Annotated in this window: 18 protein-coding genes and 1 pseudogene; 3 read left to right on the top strand and 16 right to left on the bottom strand. The window is 58.9% G+C overall.

The features are described from left to right. From RMO15_RS00225 to RMO15_RS00215, 3 genes and pseudogenes are all read right to left on the bottom strand, one after another. A pseudogene (locus RMO15_RS00225) lies at nt 1–317 on the bottom strand (hypothetical protein); the annotation flags it as partial. Beyond that, the gene (locus tag RMO15_RS00220; RefSeq protein ID WP_309706758.1) at nt 314–1,141 is read right to left on the bottom strand and encodes a zf-HC2 domain-containing protein; all 828 of its coding nucleotides are present in this window, start codon (nt 1,139–1,141) and stop codon (nt 314–316) included. The gene RMO15_RS00220 and the pseudogene RMO15_RS00225, both read right to left, overlap by 4 nt. A 2-nt stretch (nt 1,142–1,143) precedes the next feature. Beyond that, a complete protein-coding gene (locus RMO15_RS00215) occupies nt 1,144–1,776 on the bottom strand; it encodes a sigma-70 family RNA polymerase sigma factor (RefSeq protein WP_309706756.1) in 633 nt (210 codons plus the stop codon). 240 nt (nt 1,777–2,016) lie between these two features. Between RMO15_RS00215 and sigH the strand changes: the two genes are divergently transcribed. From sigH to RMO15_RS00200, 3 genes are all read left to right on the top strand, one after another. After that, on the top strand, nt 2,017–2,697 hold the full coding sequence (sigH, locus tag RMO15_RS00210; protein WP_309706754.1) for an RNA polymerase sporulation sigma factor SigH: 681 nt from the start codon (nt 2,017–2,019) through the stop codon (nt 2,695–2,697). A 108-nt stretch (nt 2,698–2,805) separates the two neighbouring features. Continuing rightward, nucleotides 2,806–3,162: a hypothetical protein gene (locus tag RMO15_RS00205; RefSeq protein WP_309706752.1), complete on the top strand. Its 357-nt coding sequence runs from the start codon at nt 2,806–2,808 to the stop codon at nt 3,160–3,162. 2 nt (nt 3,163–3,164) lie between these two features. Beyond that, nucleotides 3,165–5,186 carry a hypothetical protein gene (locus tag RMO15_RS00200; RefSeq protein WP_309706750.1) on the top strand — a complete coding sequence of 674 codons (2,022 nt, stop codon included), beginning with the start codon at nt 3,165–3,167 and terminating at the stop codon, nt 5,184–5,186. Here RMO15_RS00200 and RMO15_RS00195 read toward each other — a convergent pair. From RMO15_RS00195 to RMO15_RS00135, 13 genes are all read right to left on the bottom strand, one after another. Then, complete coding sequence (locus RMO15_RS00195; protein WP_309706747.1) at nt 5,132–6,283, bottom strand: aminotransferase class V-fold PLP-dependent enzyme; 1,152 nt, start codon at nt 6,281–6,283, stop codon at nt 5,132–5,134. The two genes, RMO15_RS00200 and RMO15_RS00195, sit on opposite strands and share 55 nt — an antisense overlap. Nucleotides 6,284–6,289: 6 nt before the next feature. After that, complete coding sequence (locus RMO15_RS00190; RefSeq protein WP_309706745.1) at nt 6,290–6,958, bottom strand: hypothetical protein; 669 nt, start codon at nt 6,956–6,958, stop codon at nt 6,290–6,292. After that, nucleotides 6,955–7,821 (bottom strand): shikimate dehydrogenase, encoded by an 867-nt coding sequence (aroE, locus tag RMO15_RS00185; RefSeq protein WP_309706762.1) that lies wholly within the window; start codon nt 7,819–7,821, stop codon nt 6,955–6,957. The genes RMO15_RS00190 and aroE overlap by 4 nt, the downstream gene beginning before the upstream one ends. Before the next feature lie 184 nt (nt 7,822–8,005). Beyond that, complete coding sequence (locus RMO15_RS00180; RefSeq protein WP_309706743.1) at nt 8,006–9,493, bottom strand: transglutaminase-like domain-containing protein; 1,488 nt, start codon at nt 9,491–9,493, stop codon at nt 8,006–8,008. Nucleotides 9,494–9,680: 187 nt separating this feature from the next. Next, on the bottom strand, nt 9,681–10,418 hold the full coding sequence (locus RMO15_RS00175; protein ID WP_309706741.1) for an alpha/beta hydrolase family protein: 738 nt from the start codon (nt 10,416–10,418) through the stop codon (nt 9,681–9,683). Between the two features lie 9 nt (nt 10,419–10,427). Continuing rightward, complete coding sequence (locus RMO15_RS00170; RefSeq protein WP_309706739.1) at nt 10,428–11,201, bottom strand: sugar phosphate isomerase/epimerase family protein; 774 nt, start codon at nt 11,199–11,201, stop codon at nt 10,428–10,430. Nucleotides 11,202–11,330: 129 nt separating this feature from the next. Then, complete coding sequence (locus tag RMO15_RS00165; RefSeq protein ID WP_309706737.1) at nt 11,331–13,703, bottom strand: polyribonucleotide nucleotidyltransferase; 2,373 nt, start codon at nt 13,701–13,703, stop codon at nt 11,331–11,333. Nucleotides 13,704–13,821: 118 nt separating this feature from the next. After that, nucleotides 13,822–14,097: a 30S ribosomal protein S15 gene (gene rpsO / locus RMO15_RS00160; protein ID WP_309706734.1), complete on the bottom strand. Its 276-nt coding sequence runs from the start codon at nt 14,095–14,097 to the stop codon at nt 13,822–13,824. Between the two features lie 212 nt (nt 14,098–14,309). Next, on the bottom strand, nt 14,310–15,005 hold the full coding sequence (locus RMO15_RS00155) for a hypothetical protein (protein ID WP_309706733.1): 696 nt from the start codon (nt 15,003–15,005) through the stop codon (nt 14,310–14,312). A 572-nt stretch (nt 15,006–15,577) separates the two neighbouring features. After that, nucleotides 15,578–16,057 carry a hypothetical protein gene (locus RMO15_RS00150; RefSeq protein ID WP_309706731.1) on the bottom strand — a complete coding sequence of 160 codons (480 nt, stop codon included), beginning with the start codon at nt 16,055–16,057 and terminating at the stop codon, nt 15,578–15,580. Between the two features lie 69 nt (nt 16,058–16,126). Next, entirely contained in the window at nt 16,127–17,449 is a 1,323-nt protein-coding gene (locus tag RMO15_RS00145) for a mandelate racemase/muconate lactonizing enzyme family protein (RefSeq protein ID WP_309706729.1), read from the bottom strand. A gap of 18 nt (nt 17,450–17,467) precedes the next feature. Continuing rightward, the gene (locus RMO15_RS00140) at nt 17,468–18,601 is read right to left on the bottom strand and encodes a trehalase family glycosidase (protein ID WP_309706727.1); all 1,134 of its coding nucleotides are present in this window, start codon (nt 18,599–18,601) and stop codon (nt 17,468–17,470) included. Beyond that, the gene (locus tag RMO15_RS00135) at nt 18,598–19,353 is read right to left on the bottom strand and encodes an acyltransferase domain-containing protein (protein WP_309706725.1); all 756 of its coding nucleotides are present in this window, start codon (nt 19,351–19,353) and stop codon (nt 18,598–18,600) included. The genes RMO15_RS00140 and RMO15_RS00135 overlap by 4 nt, the downstream gene beginning before the upstream one ends. Between the last annotated feature and the right edge of the window lie 275 nt (nt 19,354–19,628).

The raw sequence follows: 19,628 nt of genomic DNA, 5'->3' as shown, positions 1-19,628 counted from the left end.
GCTCCCCGATCTCCGTATTCCTGCAGCGCCCCCTGGAGCAAGAGCGACGTAATCAGATCATCTTCCGCGATTCGCGTCGCTTCCCGGTACTGCTTGACTGCCAGCTCGAAGCGCCGCATCCCCGAGAGGGCCACTCCTAGCGACCAGCGAGCAAGCAAGGAATTTGGGGCCAGCTCGACGGCATGGGCATAGTTCTGAACTGCCTCGGAGAACTCTCCTAGGCGCATACTCTGGTCGCCTTTTGCGAGATAGCCTAATGTCGCGGTCGAGAGTCCGGCGGGGCGGATATTTACTTGTTGAACGAGTGCGGGGGTCATTGGAAAAGACTCCTGGTGTGCTGTGCATTAGACATCGCATCGGTGGGGGCAAACGCTGCTCGCTGGAGGGCACTGGGCTCACGGAGCTCTGTCTCGGTAACCTGGCGGTTCAGCTCTGCCGTCTGTGCCTCTTCTGTAATCCGATTCATTCCCACTTCCATCACTGCAACCGCATGTCGCCGCGTTGGTGAGGAAATCTCTGTCTCCCGCTCAGCTGGCTCGGGGAGACGCTTTCGGCGCGCAATCACAGGACGAATAACATGGTATGGGCTACTGGCGACATGTGGCCGTTGCTTACGAAAGGGATCCGGAGCTGCTACTGGGGTTTTGGGAGGAGTTAGCTTCTCGCTCTGCCGTGCCAACTGGATCGCGGTAACGGGCTTAGGAGTCGGGCTTGGGAGTGGCTCTGGCGTGGACGAAAGCTTCGCCACGAAAACAGGCGTCGGAGGCGTCGGGGAGAGAGCCGGTGTTTTATGCGGTGCACGAACTACAAAGACCGCCGCCGCCGCTGCCCCTGCCAGAGCCATACCACCCAGTGGAGCCAAGCGACGGAGCGGGCGGGGCGTCGGAGCGGCGACAGGAGCCTCATCAGCCTCTGCTTGAATCGCGGCCTCAAGTCGCTCCCAGAGCAAGGGAGCAGGGGACTGTACCTCCAGGGAGGCTCCACGTAAACAAGTCGCCATCCGCTCTTGGGCTGCCCACTCACTCAGGCAGTCAGGGCAGGAGTGCAGGTGCCGCTCGACGCGACTTGCCAGGCCCTCGGGTAGCTCTTGCGAGGCAAGGGCCGCCAGTTTGTTTTGATAAAAGAGGCAAAAGATGCCCATAGTTAAAATGCTTCTCCTAGAACCGACCGCAGCCGCTTACAGGCGTAGTGTAGCCGAGACCAGACAGTGCCCACGGAGCAGCCCACGATCAGGCTGATCTCCTCGCACGATTTTCCATCAAAGTAATGTAGTTGAACCACGATGCGCTGCTTTTCGGGCAGGTGCATCACGGCATTGCGGAGCTGTTGTTCTCGCTCCGCCTTTTGTGCCAGGGCCTCCGGATCACTCTCCTCCGAAGCCTGGAGCGCCTCAAGTCCCCCGCCCGTCTCATCAGTGGGCAGAGCCTGCTGAAGTTCAGACTTGGAGCGCTGCTTGTACTTTATGGCTGTATTAACTGCGATCCTGTAGAGCCAGGTAGAGAACTGACTCTCTCCACGAAAGCGTGGCAGGCCACGCCAGGCGCGTAAAAAAAGTTCCTGAACGATATCGTCTACATCATCTGAGCGGCGGGTCATACGAGAGACCAGGGCGGCCATCGGGCGCTGGTAGCGTGCCACCAGAAGTCGGAAAGCGCCTGCGTCTCCCTCGGCAGCGCGGCGTGCCAGCTCGGCATCTCCATGAAAACTTACATGGCGAGGAGATTCCGCCTCAGTCGTGGCTGAGGGAGTGCTGGTGCCGGTCATAGAGTAGGCCATCTCGTGTCATCCGAAGAAACGGGCATCGTTCTCCTAGTCAGAGTCCTGTTGGAAAAGAATCCTTCAAAATCTGTTGATTTTTTTCTTGATACCTGTGGCATGTGTGTGTATAATGCGGGGTGAGGAATGAATAGCCAACAGCATGGAAGCAGGCAGTGACCTCAGATGGGGACAATTTCCCCAGTAACCCAAGCTGATGACTTTTCATTATCCCACAAAACGTAGTGAGGACAACGTCGCGTGACATCCACGACGAGAGCCGGTATAGATTTCCCTCGCACCAGTCTACTTCGGTACGCCGAGTTTTCTGATCGCGAGATTGTGACACGAGCCCAGGGAGGCGAAGCGGAAGCCGCAGAGTACCTGCTCTATAAGTATCGCAACTTAGTTAAAACCAAGGTCAAGTCCTATTTTTTGGTAGGTGCGGAAAAAGATGACTTGCTCCAAGTCGGGATGATTGGGCTCTGGCAGGCCGTGGTGGACTTCCGCTGCGATAAAGCCATCTCTTTTCCCGCCTTTGCCAAGGTCTGTATCCAGCGACATATCATTACGGCGATTAAAACAGCCACTCGCCAGAAACAGCAACCATTGAACACATCGCTTTCTCTGGAAAGCCCCTCGGAGGATCCCCTCGCCGACTGGAACCTCTCCGAAGTGCTCACTAGTGAGAATGCGATGGATCCCGAAGAAGTGGTTCTGCGCTGCGAGGATACCCGTGAGTTGAGGGATAATCTCCAGCGTCTACTTTCGGACTTCGAGTGGATGGTGCTCTCGGGGTACCAGTTGGGTAAATCCTACCGTGAGATCGCCGATGAGCTCTCCTGTAAAACCAAGTCCGTGGACAACGCGCTGGCGCGCATCAAGCGTAAAGTCGCCTGTGTGGTTGTCGGGGATGCTGATCTCTCGGAGCTGCGTTTTTAAGTCGTATTGTGTTGGCAAAGCGCTTGCTGTCACAGAGCAGGTCAAGGTATACTCTGCGTAAAATTCCACAATCCTAGAAATATAGGTGTGGTGCGGAAGGATGGGTGCATGGCGGAAGACGTGGTGGCACGGTTCCAGAAAGCGGTTCAGCATCGAATCAACGGGGAGTACGATGAAGCGGTATCGCTGTTCAAATCCGTGATCTCGGAGCAGCCTAACAATGCGGACGCTTACCACGAGCTCGGGCTGGTCTTTAGTTTCCAGGTGACAGATGACTGTCTGCCGACTCTGGAGTACGCGTGCAAGCTGGCTCCTCATAACTTGCTCTATATCATCAGCTACGGAAAAGCCTTGGCGATGTTTGGAGAGTTTGAGCGGGCCAAGCAGATGTTTTTATGGGTTCTCAAGGCAGACCCCTTTAATGACGATGCTCAGCAGCAACTCGACTTCCTCAAAGATTTTTAGCCGTGAAACAACGCGGTCTTGTGGTGGCATTTCTGCTACTTCTTCCTCTGCTCCTCTTCCACAGACCGCTCTTTCTCGGTGAGGCTTTTCTGCCTACCGATCAGCTCCAATCTCTTTCTCCGTGGCAAAGTGAAACCCGGGCAACGAATACGTGGAATGTCTTACGTTTTGATGGCATCACGCAGTTCTATCCCTGGCGACTCCAGACCGTCCGTGAGTGGCAGGCAGGGCACTTGCCTCTTGTCAATCCCTACGCCTTCTCTGCGGAGGGTGGGACACCACTCCTAGCCAACTCCCAGTCCGCTCCGCTCTATCCCCCCAATCTCGTGCTGGCGTTACTCGGCGAGAGGAATGTTGTGTGGGGCTTTGGGGCCTCGGCGGCGCTACACTTGCTCCTGGCCGCAGTGGGTATCTACCGCCTCGCCCGAGAGCTAGCCATCTCCCGCACGGGAGCACTCCTCTCCGTGACGACATTCTGTCTCTCTGCTCCGGTGATCTGCTGGATGGCACTCCCGACATTTCTTTGTGCGGCTGCATGGCTACCCTGGCTCCTGCGTGCCATTCGCCAAAGGAAGGTGCTTCAATCCGGACTTTTCGGTGGGCTCATTCTTCTCTCGGGGCACCTGCAAGTGGCGCTTTTTGTACTGCTTAGTGCCAGTGCCTACGCTATCACGCTTCATGGTCGCCAAAAACGTGGCTGGGGAGGCCTGATCGCAGCAGGTGCTCTCGCACTTTGCCTCTCAGCGCCTCAAGTACTTCCCTCACTGGAGCTCTCCAAACAATCGCATCGCGCGGCTAATGGACGGCCCGATCTGGCGCTGTTCGCCACGAAGAGCGCCTATGGTCTACCTCCACAGAGCCTGCTGACCTTTACTGTCCCGAATTTCTTTGGGAATCCGTCGCAGGGAGCGGGTATCTACTGGAATGCCAATCACTTCCCCGATGGCAACGTTTTGCTTAACAACTACGCGGAGTGGGCCAACTACGTGGGGATCGTCCCACTGCTGCTGGCCCTGCTCGGTGCCTTTGCCGCTCGTTCCGCACGCTTTTTCGCCTTTCTAGCTCTCTACACCCTCCTGATGGCCTTTGGGACGTGGGCTAATCTCCCGTTTTTCTTTCTCATACCGGGCTGGGCGCAGACCGACAATCCCGCCCGCGTGCTTGTTGTCTCCGCGTTTGCCCTTGCGCTGCTGGCAGGCTTTGGCCTAGATGCTCTCAAGACAACTTCCGTGCGACTCCGCGGTGGCGTCTTGGTGGGGGTGATTTTCTCGATGGCAATTGGCCTCACTCTTGCAATGCGCTACGCAGGCTCCAATTGGAGTACTGCGTTCGCGGAGGCTCAGCCAGGGCTCCTAATCGCTCTCATCTGGCTCACGCTTGGTGCCGTCATTCTGTTTCTCGGGCCACGCCAGAGTCTGGTGCGCCCCGTGGCTGTTGGGATTGCACTCCTAGACTTACTCTCCTGGGGCTGGGGGTACAACACGACGGCTCCCGCACGCGAGGTCTATCCCATCACGCCTGGAGTCGCTTGGCTCCAGCAAAATGCCAAAGACGCGCTGATTGCCCCGATCAACGACCGCTGGAGCATCATCCACCTGCCGCCCAAAAACGCCGTCTTGCCGCCCAACTCCCTCACGGTCTACGGTCTTCATGATTTGGCGGGCTACGACTCGCTGTTCTATAAAAAGTCCAAGGATAGGATCGAGGCCGCGACGGGACGTAATCCCAGCCCAGATGAGAACGGCAATATCGTCTTCATTAAGAGTATTGAAGCCGCCGTCGCACTGGGGGCAAAGTTCATTGTCGTTGCTCCCAATCGCGAAATCACCACCGAGCTGCCCGTCGCCTACTTGGGGACGGACATGGTGATCTACCACAACGCCCGTGGCCAAGACGCTCCCACCCCTGACCGAACCGTGCCCGACTCCGTGAAGTTCGGATTGGTACTTGCCGGACTGGCGCTACTTGCCTACATCTCTTTCAGCATTTCAAATGCCCGTTCGAAGTCCGCTTCGGTGTTGTAGTAGGCCATCGAGAGGCGCAGGGCATTGAACTCCGGGACGGGGCGGAGGAAGGCTCGTTTTTCCTGGAGCATCTTGGCGGCAAACGCTCCGATCTGATCCCCCGTTTTTCCCGTGATCTTGATGCTAGCCAGCGCCGAAGACTTCTCAAATTCCAACGGCGTGAGTAGGGTGAAGCGCTCCGGCATCTCTAGAATACGCTGCTTGACGTAGGCCGTGAGGTTTTTTTGACGTGCCCAGATGTTTTCAAAGCCGAGTTCCTCCAGCCAGTCGAGGGCCGCGTGCATCGTCGTCAGCACTTGCGCGGGTCTTGTTGCGGTTAGCTCGAAGCGGTGCGCGCCCGGAGTCCACGTGCCGTGCTGGGAAAAATCCATTGTTCCCATTCCGACCATCGTCGGTGTCAGCTCCGTTTCAAAGCCAGACTTCACGTAGAGCAACCCGACACCGTTGGGGCCGAAGAGCCACTTGTGACCGTTGGTGATGTAGAGGTCGCAGCCAAGGGCATGGAGGTCAATTGGAAACTGTCCTGCGGCCTGGGCACCATCTATGAAGCTGACGATTCCCCGCGCACGTGCCCAGTCCGAAAGAGCTTTGGTATCGGTGCGTAGGCCCGTGTTACAACAGACATGGGAGGCGACAAGCAGTTTTGTGCTTGCCGTCACGCTCTGCTCCAGCGACTCCTGCATGACATCCCAGTCTTCCGAGAGAGTATAGCGGATCAGGCGTGCCTTGCCGATTTTCTCTAAGTAACCAAAGACCATGTTGGTGGTGGGGTACTCGTGGTCGGAGATCAGCACATCCACTTGCCCTCCCCAGTGCTCCCAGGGGAGGGCAAGGGCGACGTTCAAGCTGACACTTGCATTGCCCGTGAAGGCCAGCTCAGTCTCATCGCAGCCGAAGAAGTCTGCTAGGCGGGTCTTGGCGTGAGCCGCTTTTTCTTGCATCTCGCAGTAGCCGAGATACCCGCCGTATTCCACGCGTCGCGTGTTCTCCAGCAGTGCCTCCACAACTGGTGCGGCGCAGATCCCCTTGGTGCCAGAGTTGACCTGTAAACTCTCGGTGAGGGCTGGCATCCCCGCCCGAATGGCTTCGATATTCATTCGATTTTACACCCGCTGGCGCTGGCTGAGGGGCGACTCGACATAGGGAAAGAGGAGCCAGTAGGGGATTAGCTCGATACCTGCTTGCTCACCGTACTCCGCGACGCAGGGGAGAACCATGCTGGTGAGATAACCCGACGAGAGCATCCCAGGGTGCAGAAACAGATCACAGCAGAAGACTTCGGAGCCATCGGTGAGCGTGAGGGGGAGCTGGCGGCGGCGGTAGCGCACTTTCCGATCCCGGTCGCGGGTCTGCTCCGCCCAGCGCTGGGCCAGATGGAGCATGTAGTCTTTATCTCCCGAGACTTCCGGCTGGAAGCTGATGAGCACCTGGCAGGGCTGGACGTGCGAGCCAGGGCGGTAGAGAGCATCGTGGGCACGCACCAGATAGGCGTTGACACGCTGGCCTCGCTCCACAATACGACGAACTGTCGTTGCAAGCCTCTGATCTCGGCGGACGGCGACGAGCTGCCAGACTCCCCAGCCGATGAGCCACAGACCAAGCGGTAAGAACGGAGCGGCCACCAACTTACGCCAGAAATAGGCGAGTGCAACGGCGATACCCAGGGTGAGAATCCCCGCAATAATACCTAAGATGCCTCGTGTGGGGCGGTTGTCTGTGATGGGCTTGGCATCATCCAAGTAGGCAGTGAAGCGTTCGGTCAGGCTGGTCATAGAGTTCTCTGTATTGTATCGGTTTTTCCCCGTAATTGTTCCACGGTTCGCCGCATAATTTCGGTGGGCGCAGGCTTACCTGTCCAGCGGGTGAAGGCCAGTGCTCCTTGCTGCACCAGCATCTCGATGCCATTCTGGGTGCGGCAACCCTGAGCCTGAGCAAGTGCCAGTAGGCGGGTCTGTGCGGGATTGTAGATAAGATCGCTGACAAATAGCCTGGGGTGAAGCGCATCGATCGGAACCGGAGGGCACTCGGATTCATGAGGATGCATCCCAATGCTGGTCGTGTTGACCAGAAGCTGGGCGGTTTTCAGTGCGGGGCGGAGCGCGTCTTCGGTGAGAGCAATCGCCTCACGTGCACCAAAGCTATCCACCAGCTCTTGGGCTCTCTCGATCGTGCGATTGGCGACAATCACTCTCACCCCCGACTGCACCAGCGCATCCACCACAGCACGAGCACTGCCTCCCGCACCCAGCACCACGGCCTGCATCCCCGGAGTGATCGTAAACTCTGCTTGGTTGAGTGCGGCCAGAAAACCCGGCCCGTCCGTGGAGTCGCCGCAGAGCGTGTCGCCGTCCCAGAAGAGAGTGTTCACTGCCCCCAGCCTTGCGGCACGGTCGGTGAGCTTTTCCAGAAACTCAGGAACGCGCTCTTTATGAGGCACCGTCACATTGATGCCCAGTAGATCAAGTGCACGCACACCGGCGACGGCGGCTTGGAGCTGCTCCGGGGCTACGGAAAACGGGACATAGGCGATATCCAGACCAAGCTCGGCAAAAGCAGCGTTGTGCATGGCCGGGGAGGCGGAGTGCTTGACCGGCCAGCCCCAGACGCCACAAACCCGCGTCGTCCCACGGATCATTTCGCCCACCCGTCGGACCCACCCAGCTCTCCATTCGTTCCTCTCTCCGAGCCACCCTCCCTCAGGGCAGGGAGGGTTAAGAGAGGCTGGAAAACCCATCCCCCCGTCCCCCTTCCTTCGTAGAGGGAAGGGGGCCAGGGGGATGGGTTCAAAATGCAGGATGGGTACGGGAATGGATTCAGGATCACTGAACGCTCAGGACTTTAACAGTGTAGCGGCCCATGTCGGCGGCGATACTAGCCACATCCGTGATCTCGCCTTCGGTGAGCTTTAGGTGCGTGGCATCGGCAAACGGGGCTCCCCAGGTCGGCTCTAGGGCAACCCAGAGGTCGGCATCGTTCTCATCGGTTCCCAGCCAGACTTCCGGCCAAGCGTGGTAGAGAAAGAGGCCGTTTGCGTAGGCGATTCCGGTGCACTGCTTGGTGGGAAGCCCGACGGCGCGGGCGAGTGTTGCAAAGTAGGTTGTGTAGTCGCGGCATACCCCACGCGGATCTTTGCGGATGTCGCCCGCCGTTCGAACTGCGGCGATACTGGGATCGGGCTTGATGGTCTTATGCGTGTGCGTCGCCAGAAGCTCGGCCACGCGGGCAGCGTCTGTCTCACTGCCAATCACTTGCCGGGCGAGCGCGACAAATGAGGCATCGGTACTGGGGACATACTCGGTAGACTTCAAGAACCGGCGCAGGCGCTCGGGGGCTGCGCCGGGGGTGGCAAAGAGCGCAACCGTGGTGCTGGTTGGAAGGTCCAAGCTGGTGACTATGATCTTGAGCGTCTTTTCGCTCTTCTCTTTTCCGGGAAGGGGAAGCTCCTCCCAGCGCTGGACGGAGTTATTGGCGGGTAGGGGGCGGGTGACATTGCCGAGCTCATACGTGGCACTACGCGATGTCCGGGCGATTTTTTCCAGCGATATTCCTGTTGGGCGTGCTCCCACCAGCTCCGCCAGATCTCCCTTGCCATTAGGGGCGAGCGCTACCTCACGAGGGACGCGGCGTATCTCGATTCCCAATGAAACGCGGGTCAGGAGCATGGCGCCCGAGTCGTCCACGAAAGTTGTAGAGGGAACTACACCCAGGGACTGGATCTTGTAGGCCATCACAGACTTCCCTCCAACGACAATCAGCTCTTTCTCACTGACGACAATCTCGGTGTCCACGAGGGTCTGTGTGTCTGCTGAGAAAGACTTCCCCTTGATACGTGTGCCAGCAACAGGCTTCTGACCGGGAGTGTCCGAAGGGTCGCGCAGAAACGTCTCGCCGGGCTTGAGTGTAAGTGTCCCCGACTTCTTCGTTCCCTGAATATCCGCGAGGTAGCTCACCGAGCGCTCTGTGTACGTGGCCTTCACCGTGGTGACGCGGCCCGATGCATCGGTGGTCGAGTCCTCAGAGAGAGTCGCGCCGGTCTTGGCGTTCATAAAGACCGTCGCGTTGGTCTTGATAGTGCTATCAGAGCCCATCATGCCGATGTTCATGACCGAGCGCGCCGTGAGCTTGTTGGCGGGCTTGCCGTTGTACGTCGCCTTCGTGTCCTTCTCCTGGTACATGTGCCCCAGCTTGATGTCCTTCAGGTAGATCGCATAGTAGGCGCCTTTCTCCGCCGGGGACACGGGCTTTTGGGCATGGGCAGACAGAGCGATACAGCAGGCGACGAGGGCTAAGGTGAGGGAGCGGAGCATAAGGTTAATTATACCGCCTGCAAAAGTGTCCAGAGGCAACCCCTAAGAACCCCGTAAGCCCCTGAGAACAAGTCTCTGGGCTTAAGAGGGCGACGCTCGCCTTCGCGAGCACTAAGCTCAGTTGGCTATGAAGGTAGCCGTCGCCCTCTTAAGCCGGAACCCTCGTGGTTCCGGCGTACCGTGAGAATCAGGCAGGGAAGAAGAACTTCAGGGCATCCTGGATGTGGATGTCCCAGTAGTCCCAGGTGTGTGCACCGGGAAACTCTTCATACTCATGCGGGATGTTATTCTCGGTGAGAAACTGGGTGAAGGCGCGGTTGTCCTCTAGCAGAAAGTCCTCGGTGCCGCAGTCTATGCGCAGGGCGGGGAGGGTGTTTGCAGCTTTGTTTTTGAGGGCGAGGGCATAGAGATCGTGGTCACTGCCCTTGTAGTCCTTCCCGACGATGCGCTGAAACTCCGGTATTCGGGCATCGTCAGGGTTGGGGTCTGTGTGACCAAAGCCCAGTGCGCCGGAGAGGCTGTGCGTGGCGCGAAACGTCTCGGGGTAGGACAGTGCCAGCCGCGCTGCACCATAGCCGCCCATCGAGAGCCCCGCGATCACACGGCCCTCGCGGCTGGCTTGTGTGGGGAAGGTCTTATCTATCCGTGCCACCAGCTCTTCCCCGATCGCCTTTCCGTAGGCATAGCCCTCGGCGGCATCGGTGTAGAAGCCACGGCCTCCATCGGGCATCACCACGATCACCCCAAGGCTGGCGACATAGCGCTCAATGCCGGTGCGCCGTAGCCAGATCGTGTGGTTGTCCGAGAGGCCGTGGAGGAGATAGAGCACCGGAAACGGGCCGTCGCCGGTCTCGGGGAGCAGGACATAGGCGGCAGTCTGCTTGCCGAGTGCTTGTGAAAAGTAGTGGTAGTCAAGGAATGCCATGGAAGTAGTTTACCTAGTTTTGAGCCAGGTGCGAACGGCGCTGGCGTACTGCGGGAAGGCGAGCTCGGGATCGGAGATTTCGGGGTGCCAGCGCTTCTCCCACTCCAGCGAGATCGCCCCGGTGTAGCCAGAGTCTAGAGCGAGCGCGAGCATCGGGAAGACGGGGATATCGCCCTCGCCGAGCAGGGTGTAGCCCGTGCCCGCAACCCCATCCTTGATGTGGATATGGCGGAGCGTCGGGGCGAGCAGGCGATGGGTGTCTTCCATCGCCTCGCCCTGGCGGTACGGGTGGTGCAGATCCCAGAGCGAGAAGACTGCGGGATGGGCCGCTTCGCTCAGCAGCGCGGCGACGGTCTCACCGGTCGAGAAGTCATCGTGGGTTTCGAGCACCAGGCTCACGCCCGCATCGGCGGCGGCATCCCCAAACGCGGCCAGGTTGGTAAGGGCACTCTCGCTGCTCTCAGGCTTGCCACCAAAGATGCGGACATGCGGGGCTCCTAGCTCGTGTGCCAGCTCGCAGTGTCTCTTGACATGATCCAGGTTTCCCTGCGCGACCACCCCCGACGACGACACGCAGCAGACCGCGATCCCGGCATCGGTAAGCTTGCGCCGTGTCTCAGCGCGGTTCTCCGGCGTAAACGGTGCGGCGAGAGGTAAGTCCATCACGTCGAGGTAGCCCCGTAGCTCAATGGCATCGTAGCCGAACGCAACCGTGTTGGTGAGGATCGTCTCCAGATCCCAAGCAGGGCATCCCAGGGTGGAATAGGCGAGTAGATTGCTCATGCCAAAATTATACCCTTCTCCGAGGAGCTCGCCCGGCGTTCTCATCGCTTGGCTCCTTGCCTTGCGCCCCTGAAAAAACAAAGCCCCCTCCTCCCGTTATCGGGAGGAGGGGGCTTGGGGTCGGAGGGATCAGCGACGCGGTCGGAAGCGGGCCTTCGGGAGATCGTCGCCGTCTTCCTGCACGGGCTCGACCACAGGGTCGAGCGCCGGGGAAGCTGCGGTGACGTCCTCACGACGCGGGCCACGGTCACGGTCTCCGCCACGGAAGCCACCACGGTCACCGCCGCCGCCGCCACCGGGGCGTGGGCCACGATCACGATCGCCGCCGCCACGGAAGCCGCCGCGATCTCCGCCTCGGTCACCGCCGGGGCGTGGGCCACGGGGAGGACGACCCGGCTCGGGGTTGGCGGCATCAAACGTGGTATCCAGATCGCGCGCCGTTGCGTTCACACGGCCCTGGCTGTCAATCTCGGTGATGCGCACCCGGATCGTGTCGCCGATCTTGAGGTTCTCCTCAGGACGGCTCGGGGGCGGATCGGAGAGCTGGCTGACGTGAACCAGCGCGTCCTTGCCACCCGGCAGCGAGACAAACGCGCCGAACTGGAGGAAGCGAACTACCTCACCATCGTAGATCTCGCCGGGGCTGAGCGTCTTGGTCATGCCCTCGATGATAGCGCGCGCCGCATCTCCGGAAGTGCCATCCACTGCCGTGATGTGCACCAGACCACTCTGCTCGATGTCGATCTTGGCACCCGTGTCCGCCGTGATCTTCTTGATCGTCTTACCACCTGGGCCGATGATCATGCCGATCTGCTCAGGATCAATCTGCACCGTGATGATGCGCGGGGCGTACTGGCTTGCCGTCGTGCGGGGCTCGGGGATCGCCTCGACAATCTTGTCGAGGATATAGAGACGGGCCACGCGGGCCTGCTCAAACGCATCCACAAACACGTGACGCGGGATGCCTTGGATCTTGGTGTCGAGCTGGAGAGCTGTGATGCCCTCGGCGGTTCCGGCCACCTTGAAGTCCATGTCGCCGGAGAAGTCCTCCATGCCCTGGATATCGGTCAGAACGGCGAACTTGTCGCCCTCGTTAATCAGGCCCATCGCGATTCCCGCAACCGGAGCCTTGATCGGAACGCCCGCGTCCATCAGCGCGAGAGTCGAGCCACAGGTAGACGCCATAGACGTCGAGCCGTTGGACTCCATCACATCGGAGGTCAGGAGCATGGTGTAGGGCCAGTCCTTGCCTTCGGGGAGCACGGGAACCAGCGCACGCTCGGCAAGAGCGCCATGGCCGATCTCACGCCGACCCGCGCCGCGCAGAGGCCGCGCCTCACCGACGGAGTAGGGCGGGAAGTTGTAGAAGTGCATGTACTTCTTCTCGCCGTCTTCCTCAAGGGTGTCCACCATCTGCGCATCGCCCGGCGAGCCGAGCGTGAGCGCGGTGAGAACCTGGGTCTGGCCACGGGTAAAGAGCCCGGTGCCGTGCACACGCGGCAGGAGCGCCACTTCACAGGTGATCTCGCGGATGTCTTTGGTACCACGGCCATCGGGACGCTTGCCCTCGGTGACGATTAGATCGCGGAGCTGCTCCTTGACCACTTTATCGGCAAGCTCTTTGAGATCGGCGATGTTGTCCGGGTACTCGGGCTTGAGCGCGTCTACCACGCCATTGATCAGGATCGTCAGACCTGCCTCGCGGCTGGCCTTGTCGGGATCTTGCAGTCCGGCGCGTAGCTCGGCGGAGAAGCGTGCGCGGATGACCTCAAGGATCTCCTTGTTGTACTCGTGCAGCTTGATCTCGCGCTTAGGTTTGCCCGCAAGCTCGCGCAGCTTCTCAATCGCGGCGCACTGGGTCTTGATGACCTCGTGGGCGACATCGAAGGCTTCGAGCATCTTGGTCTCGCTGACCATGTTGGCACCGGCCTCGATCATGAGGATCGCCTTGGCGGTTCCGGCGACAACCAGGTCCAGATCACTGGCCGCGATGGCATCCTGGCTGGGGTTGATCAAGAACTCGCCCGCCTCGTTCATCCCGACGCGCACACAGCCAATCGGCCCGGCCCACGGAATGTCGGAGATATGGAGCGCTGCCGATGCACCCAGAACGGCGTAGACATCGGGGAGGTTCTCCATCTCAACGGAGAGAGGCATCACGATCACTTGCGTCTCGTTGCGCATGTTCTTGTCAAACAGAGGGCGCAGCGGACGGTCAATCAGGCGGCAGGTGAGAATCGCTTTCTCAGAAGGACGGCCCCCGCGCTTGACAAAGCCACCAGGGATCTTGCCAACGGCGTACTTTCGCTCTTCGAAGTCGCAGGTCAGGGGGAAGAAGTCAAGGCCACTCTTGGGCTCACCACTCATGGTGGCATTACACAGAACGTAGGTATCGCCTACTTTGACGACAACGGAGCCATTGGCCTGCTTGGCCAGCTTCCCCGTCTCAAGGGAGACCACGCGCCCATCGGGGAGCGTGAACTCAACGGATTGTACGGACATAGATTTTTATACTCTTTTCTTACAACGCAATATGCCCAAAAGGGGCAGGAATGCACAAAGGGCGCGCCGCTTTGTTTTCGCGGTGCGCCCTCTGTACTCGGGTCGCTTATCGCGTCCCTTAAATCTTGGTGCGGATGGCAAGTCGCTGGCACAGGATGCGGTAGCGCTCGATGTCCGTCTTGGCCAGATACGACAGCATTCGCTTGCGGCGTCCGATCAGCAGGAACATCCCACGGCGGGAGTGGTGGTCTTTTTTGTTGACCTTCAGGTGCTCGGTGAGCTGGCTGATACGAGCCGACATCAGAGCAATCTGAACATCGGTCGAGCCGGTGTCGCTCTCATGTGTCTTGTAGTCGGCGATAACGCCTGCGGTCTTGTCTAACGGTAATGGCATGGGGGTTACATAACTCCTCAAAGGGTTTTTAATTTCGACCTGCGCTTCCGCCCCCCGGCGGTGAGCCGCACGCCCGTTCTGGCAGCTTGCGCCGCCGAACCTGATGAGCATACCACAGAGAAGGGTGTTTTGCAAATTTTTGCCCCGCTTTTTGCCTCCCCCCGCCGCTTAGACGGCGACCCCCACCGGCAAGCGAAGGGGGGCAAGTGGGTTTAGCTGAGGCGGGTGGCGAGGTGGGGATCGCGCTTTAGCTCCAGGGCGATGATTCCCTCGAAGGTGAGGAGCCAGGTCTGGAGCGCAGTGTCGGCGCTGTCGCGGGTGGCGGTAGCGCTCACAGCAGCATCGGCGGCGGCGCGGGCGGTATTGCGTGCCGTGTCGAAGGCGCTGAGCGTGGCAGTGTAAGCTACGGCCTTATGCCCGCGCTTGGTCAGTGTCGCGGCGTAGGGCTCCTGCGTGGCGGCGTGGCCTGCGGCCCGTGCTGCCGTGAGGAACTTGTCGTCATCGAGAGGAACCCGCCCCGTCGCTCCGAGTGTCTGCTGCGCCACTTTGTCGCGGGGAAAGGCCAGCTTGATGGTGCTACGCAGGTCGGCATGGGCGGCGCGAGCTACTGAACGACTGTCGGAAAGAGCCTGGTAGCCTGCCTTCTCCGTGCCCAGTGCCACCTGCCGCGCATCGTAGCCCGCTTGTGTGGCGTCGCAGTGGGCGATTCCCTCGTTTAGCTCCGCAAGGTCGCAACCACGGGCGGCAAACCGGGCCTTGAGATCGTCGTCTGCAAGCACTGCGGTGATCTTCCGGCGTGTATCTGCGATTCGATTGGCAATGAGCTGGTCTTGGTCGGCACGCGGGACGGGTGCTTTCTTCGTGGGAGCGGGGGTCGGCGCTAGGGCGGTTGTGTCTTCAGTTTCCATGGTAGGGTTCCTTTCTTCGAGACAATGTTGCTAATATTTTCGTTAGGATGTTAATTCTGACGGAAGCTTGCTAATTTTTTCGGTGAGCTTGCTAATTCTGATGGTAGCCTCTCTGCTCTGCCGGAAGGGTGCTAATATTTTGGGTAGGATGCTAATTTTCAGCGTCATCCCCTCAATTTCTCCCGTCACTTCCTAAGACCCATCAAGAGAGAATCTGGTTGCAGGGAATTATTGCCCCCTCAACGCTTTTTAACCTCCCCCCGCTCGCACCGTTCGCGACCCCTTCGGCAAGCGAAAGGGATATTAACAAGCGCACCAAACCCTTCGTAGCGAGGGACGAGCGAAAACCGAAGGGTGGCGAGCCTAAGCGAGCCGGGATGTTAATCCTTCTTTCCCGATTGCGGATTGAAGCGTCCTCATTCCAAAACAAAACGTCCCGATTCGGAATCAGGACTTTACGATCACCAAACGGGAAATTTCGTTCGCCGATCTGGAGCCTCTATTTGCCGACCAGAAAACCCCAACCGCCAATCGAAGCGTCTCGTTCCAGAATTTTCCGATTCATTAAGAAGTCAAAACGCACTAATGAAAACAGCTTTTGGCTTCCCAATTTTAGTTCGAGACATTCGATAGGATGCACTTCTTGCCCAAAAAAAGTCAGATGACCATCCTGAAATAATAGTATTGTCTTGATTTGCATAAAAAAATAGAGATGTATAGCCTCCTTTAGATCGAAAGAAAGATTGTCGGGCTTCAAATTCTTTTTTTTGAAGTAAGCGCTCGCCTGTATTTTCATAGATTGAATAGGATAGTTCACCAAATATATTTCTCTCGATAAGGAAACGGGTATGCTCATTTTTAAACATTTCATGAAGTTCTATGGCCCTTTCTTCTGAACACTCGAACAATCCATCTATTGTAAATGATGTTCTGTCAGGGGTATCTCCAAGTTTAGCTAGGGAAATTTGCCCATGCTTCCATACGCGTTTGACTTCTTTTTCTATCCAGTTCTCGATTTCTTCTCTTGTCCACACAATTGGTGTTTCCATCATGTTTATCACCTTCTTCGCGAAGCCAGGCCCAGAGGGCACCCCGGTCGCCGTCTCAGCGGCGGGGAGAGGTTACCCCCGCACTGGCCCTCGCAAGCAGCGTTCGTAGAGCTTTACCCACTCGTCGGTGTTGTCTTCTTTCCAGACGGAGAGGCGCACGCCGCGTGGCTCGATGGGCTGGTTGCCGAGCAGAAAGTCCTCCCAGCACTGGCGGTTGGTGTCTAAATGATACGCATTGGCGGCGTGGGAGAACGGGACGGCGGAGTGGTTGCCGAGGCGGTTCACTAAGTAGGCGTAGTGCATCTGTCTGCCCGACGGCCAGGAAATCGTGACGATATGTCGGCGCTCGGGCAGATGATACGGGGGCTCCATGGCGTATTTTTCGAGGACGCTCTCATCGAACTCCACCCCAAGACCGGGTGTCATGGGCACTTCCACAAAGCCGTCTTTGATCTTCAGCGGCGAGACAAGCAGATCGTCGGCGTAGTTGTTCATGCAGGTGACTGCGGGCCAGCGGGCGTGGGAGAGCACAGCTCCGAGGTGCGTCAGATAGGCAGTCATCAGGCCCACTCCGACCCCCTGGAGCCAGTAGGGCTTCTCAAACGCAGCGCAGAGCGCATTGACCCGCTTGGCGTTGCTCAGACCGCACTCGGATAAGACAAAGCCGTCGCAGTTCTCTTCCCGAAGCGCAATCTGTAGCGGCGGGACATCGGCGTGGGTGGCGATGGGCTTGACGATCTTCTCGCGCAGCTTCCGGTAGCCTTCCAGATCGCGTTGCGGAATAGGCCCCTCGTAGAGCGCGACTTTCTCGTAGGTGTCCAGCTCCTGCAAGATCGGGGCGGCGATTCCAGCGTGGAGCAGGAGGTCGTTGAAGTCCATGTCGAGGCGGAAGTGGCTTGGCGTGACGGCGGAGATGGCCTCGACTTGGGCAAACGTATCCAGAAACGGGCGGGCCTTGATCTTATGGAACGTGTAGCCCGCAGCGACGGCATCTTTGGCCTCCTCGGCGAGAACCTCGGGGTTCATCTCCGTGTTCCACCAAGCGATGGGAGTCTCCTCGCGCAGGAGCGGCCCGCCGACCAGCGCCCAGACCGGCAGCCCCAGCGCCTTGCCTGCCACATCTAAGAGCGCAATCTGCAAGCCTGCCCCAAGGCTGTCGTCGTGGATCAGCGAAAGCGCGTTCTGCCCGATAATAGTTTGCAGCGTGGCATCGCTGGTTCTTGCCCAGGTGTAGTGCGGCAACGACTCGCCCCAGCCCACGGTGCCGTCGGTGAGCGTCACTTTGACAATCTCCACAACGCGCCACTGTCGCACCATCAGGGCGTTCCACTCCTCACAGCGCGGTGTGTACGGAACATTGAGCACAAAGCGCTCGGCGTGGGCAATCTTTAGCATGGCCTTAGATTCGCCACGCTACTCCTCACACTCCTCCCAGAGACGTGCCATAGCGAGGAGCGGGTTGTGTCCTAAGTAGTCTGGCGAGGGGCGATTAAAGGGGGTGTGGGGCTTACGGGCGACCTCGCGCGGGTCGCCGCCCTCCGCATCGTAGAACTCCCAGATCGTCCCTGTTACCTCAAACCAGCGAGCGGAGCTATCGAGTGCGGGCTCTAGGAGCTGGCGTGCGGCCTCAGGATGCCCGAGGCGCACACAACCACCCGCTGCCCAGAGAGTCATTGAGTTCCATGCAGGGCCACGCCACATGCGCTTCTCCCGTTTGGCTTCGGTCGCTGACACCGTGCGAATCGGGTGGGGGCTAAAGAACTTCGTGGGATCGAGAAATGCCTGAAGAACGCTCCATCCTTGATCCTCGGTGGCGGCTCCGACCACCATGGGCCACATTCCCTCAAACGCCAGCGGCCTGCTGTCCCAGGCATCGTGAAACCACCCCGTGTTTGGATCATAGAGGCGCTTCTGAATAAACACAGCGAGCTGCTCTGCTTTCTCTTTATACTGCGCCTCGCCCGTCCAGCGCGCCGCCGCCTCGTAGCAGGCGTAGAGATGCGATGTGGCATTCACACAAGCCAAGCGCTGCTTCGGTGCATCATCAAAGCGCACGCCCTCATCCACGCCGCTCTCCCACTTGCGCTCGGTCACATCGGCGTAGAAAAAGCCCACGCCATCGTGGGCGCGGCGATTGCGCTCAAACCAACTAATCTGTGCCACGAGCTTGGGGGCCAACTCCGCCATCAGCCCCGAGTCGCCGAGCATGTCCACGGCCATCGGCCAGACCGGTGGGTGCGTCCAAGTCTCGCCCCACCAGGGTTTATCGTCTTTGAAGTAGATTGCACCAGGGAGAAAGCCATCGTCTTGCTGACCCGCGAGTAAGTTTCGTAGCTGGTTGGCCGCGTGTTCGGGATGGGTAGCGAGCTGGTCTATTGCCTGATGGACAATATCCCAGTGCCCAAACGCGGGTGCATAGCAGTACCCTCGCCCAATCTCCTCCCACGGATGCGGCCAGTGGTGGGCCGCAGGATGGACACTTCGGATGTGCAGCTCCGCCACATAGGTCAGCATTGTCCGCCACTCGGGCTTTCCCGGAAAGCTCATAACACCTCCTCTCGGAGCAAGTAGCATCGCCCTGAGTTCACCGGCTTGCCTGCCTCAATCAACTCCAATAGATTACGTCGCAGCCGAGTGTCCCGAGGAGCGGTGGCTAGGTCAACTTCTCGGTAGCCAAAGACAAAATAGCAAGCGCTTCCGGGGCTATTGCCACCTGGGAGCAAGTGAAAGAGCTGCTGAAAGCGATCTAAGCTCCCCCCAACACCCGCCGCATCGGGCACCCAGTCACCCAGCATCCACGATGAACAGACAATTGCCTTGGCAGGGGGTAGCTCCGGGAAAAAGGTATCAAAAAACGGAAACGCCGCGGCGATGGACTGCTTGCACTCCTCTATGTCCAGCGGCGCTTCGGCGGGAATATGCATTCCTAGCACAGTATCGCCTTGCACTAGCCCTGGCACATCATCCCAGGAATACGTCTCGATGGCGAACTGAAGTCGCCCCAGACGGCACAGCTTTCCCGAGGCGTGAAGCTTAAACCAGCCCAGGTGCTGATCGGCAATCCCGTGCGTTCCACGGGTGCGTTCACAGTGGCATGTCCAAATACCTACATCCTGAAGAGTCGCCTCGGTAACCTCGTCTGGAATGCCCCGGCGTGCGTGCTCCACCCGCTCTAGTCGCGCCGCTTCCTCAACCACGCGCAGGGTCCACGAGTCGTCCCAGGTCGCGGGTAGCTCAGGTCGCTCACTGCGACCTGCACACCAGTTGACTAGCGCCGTGAGTGTTTCCTCGTTGTTCATATGAGTGCACGTTCGCCAAGCCTAGGTTGAAGTCCTTCGCAGGATGAGCGCATCGCACGGTCATTCAGTTTTCGGAACGCTGATTCGGCTACAGATACATACTCCAGAGCTTGCTCCGGTCGGATGGTTATTGGTTGGTTATCTTACAAAGCATAGTGATGAGATCATTGACTACGGACTACGGCAGCAAGTCGGTAAGCCTATCGGTTCTGGTCGAATGGAGAAGGTATGAGTTGGACAAAAGTGGGTAGGCGTGCTTTAGCCCTTCTGACATG

The organism is Armatimonas sp., assembly GCF_031410135.1.
GTDB lineage: Bacteria > Armatimonadota > Armatimonadia > Armatimonadales > Armatimonadaceae > Armatimonas.
This window is presented reverse-complemented; position numbering and strand designations above follow the sequence as displayed.

What these genes read in the sequence shown, in the direction of transcription:
- RMO15_RS00195 (WP_309706747.1), bottom strand. Translation starts at nt 6,283, where the DNA reads ATGAATATCGAAGCCATTCGGGCGGGGATGCCAGCCCTCACCGAGAGT.
- RMO15_RS00180 (WP_309706743.1), bottom strand. Translation starts at nt 9,493, where the DNA reads ATGCTCCGCTCCCTCACCTTAGCCCTCGTCGCCTGCTGTATCGCTCTG.
- RMO15_RS00150 (WP_309706731.1), bottom strand. Translation starts at nt 16,057, where the DNA reads ATGATGGAAACACCAATTGTGTGGACAAGAGAAGAAATCGAGAACTGG.
- RMO15_RS00155 (WP_309706733.1), bottom strand. Translation starts at nt 15,005, where the DNA reads ATGGAAACTGAAGACACAACCGCCCTAGCGCCGACCCCCGCTCCCACG.
- RMO15_RS00220 (WP_309706758.1), bottom strand. Translation starts at nt 1,141, where the DNA reads ATGGGCATCTTTTGCCTCTTTTATCAAAACAAACTGGCGGCCCTTGCC.
- RMO15_RS00140 (WP_309706727.1), bottom strand. Translation starts at nt 18,601, where the DNA reads ATGAGCTTTCCGGGAAAGCCCGAGTGGCGGACAATGCTGACCTATGTG.
- rpsO (WP_309706734.1), bottom strand. Translation starts at nt 14,097, where the DNA reads ATGCCATTACCGTTAGACAAGACCGCAGGCGTTATCGCCGACTACAAG.
- RMO15_RS00205 (WP_309706752.1), top strand. Translation starts at nt 2,806, where the DNA reads ATGGCGGAAGACGTGGTGGCACGGTTCCAGAAAGCGGTTCAGCATCGA.
- RMO15_RS00165 (WP_309706737.1), bottom strand. Translation starts at nt 13,703, where the DNA reads ATGTCCGTACAATCCGTTGAGTTCACGCTCCCCGATGGGCGCGTGGTC.
- RMO15_RS00135 (WP_309706725.1), bottom strand. Translation starts at nt 19,353, where the DNA reads ATGAACAACGAGGAAACACTCACGGCGCTAGTCAACTGGTGTGCAGGT.
- RMO15_RS00170 (WP_309706739.1), bottom strand. Translation starts at nt 11,201, where the DNA reads ATGAGCAATCTACTCGCCTATTCCACCCTGGGATGCCCTGCTTGGGAT.
- RMO15_RS00175 (WP_309706741.1), bottom strand. Translation starts at nt 10,418, where the DNA reads ATGGCATTCCTTGACTACCACTACTTTTCACAAGCACTCGGCAAGCAG.
- RMO15_RS00215 (WP_309706756.1), bottom strand. Translation starts at nt 1,776, where the DNA reads ATGGCCTACTCTATGACCGGCACCAGCACTCCCTCAGCCACGACTGAG.
- aroE (WP_309706762.1), bottom strand. Translation starts at nt 7,821, where the DNA reads ATGATCCGTGGGACGACGCGGGTTTGTGGCGTCTGGGGCTGGCCGGTC.
- RMO15_RS00145 (WP_309706729.1), bottom strand. Translation starts at nt 17,449, where the DNA reads ATGCTAAAGATTGCCCACGCCGAGCGCTTTGTGCTCAATGTTCCGTAC.
- RMO15_RS00190 (WP_309706745.1), bottom strand. Translation starts at nt 6,958, where the DNA reads ATGACCAGCCTGACCGAACGCTTCACTGCCTACTTGGATGATGCCAAG.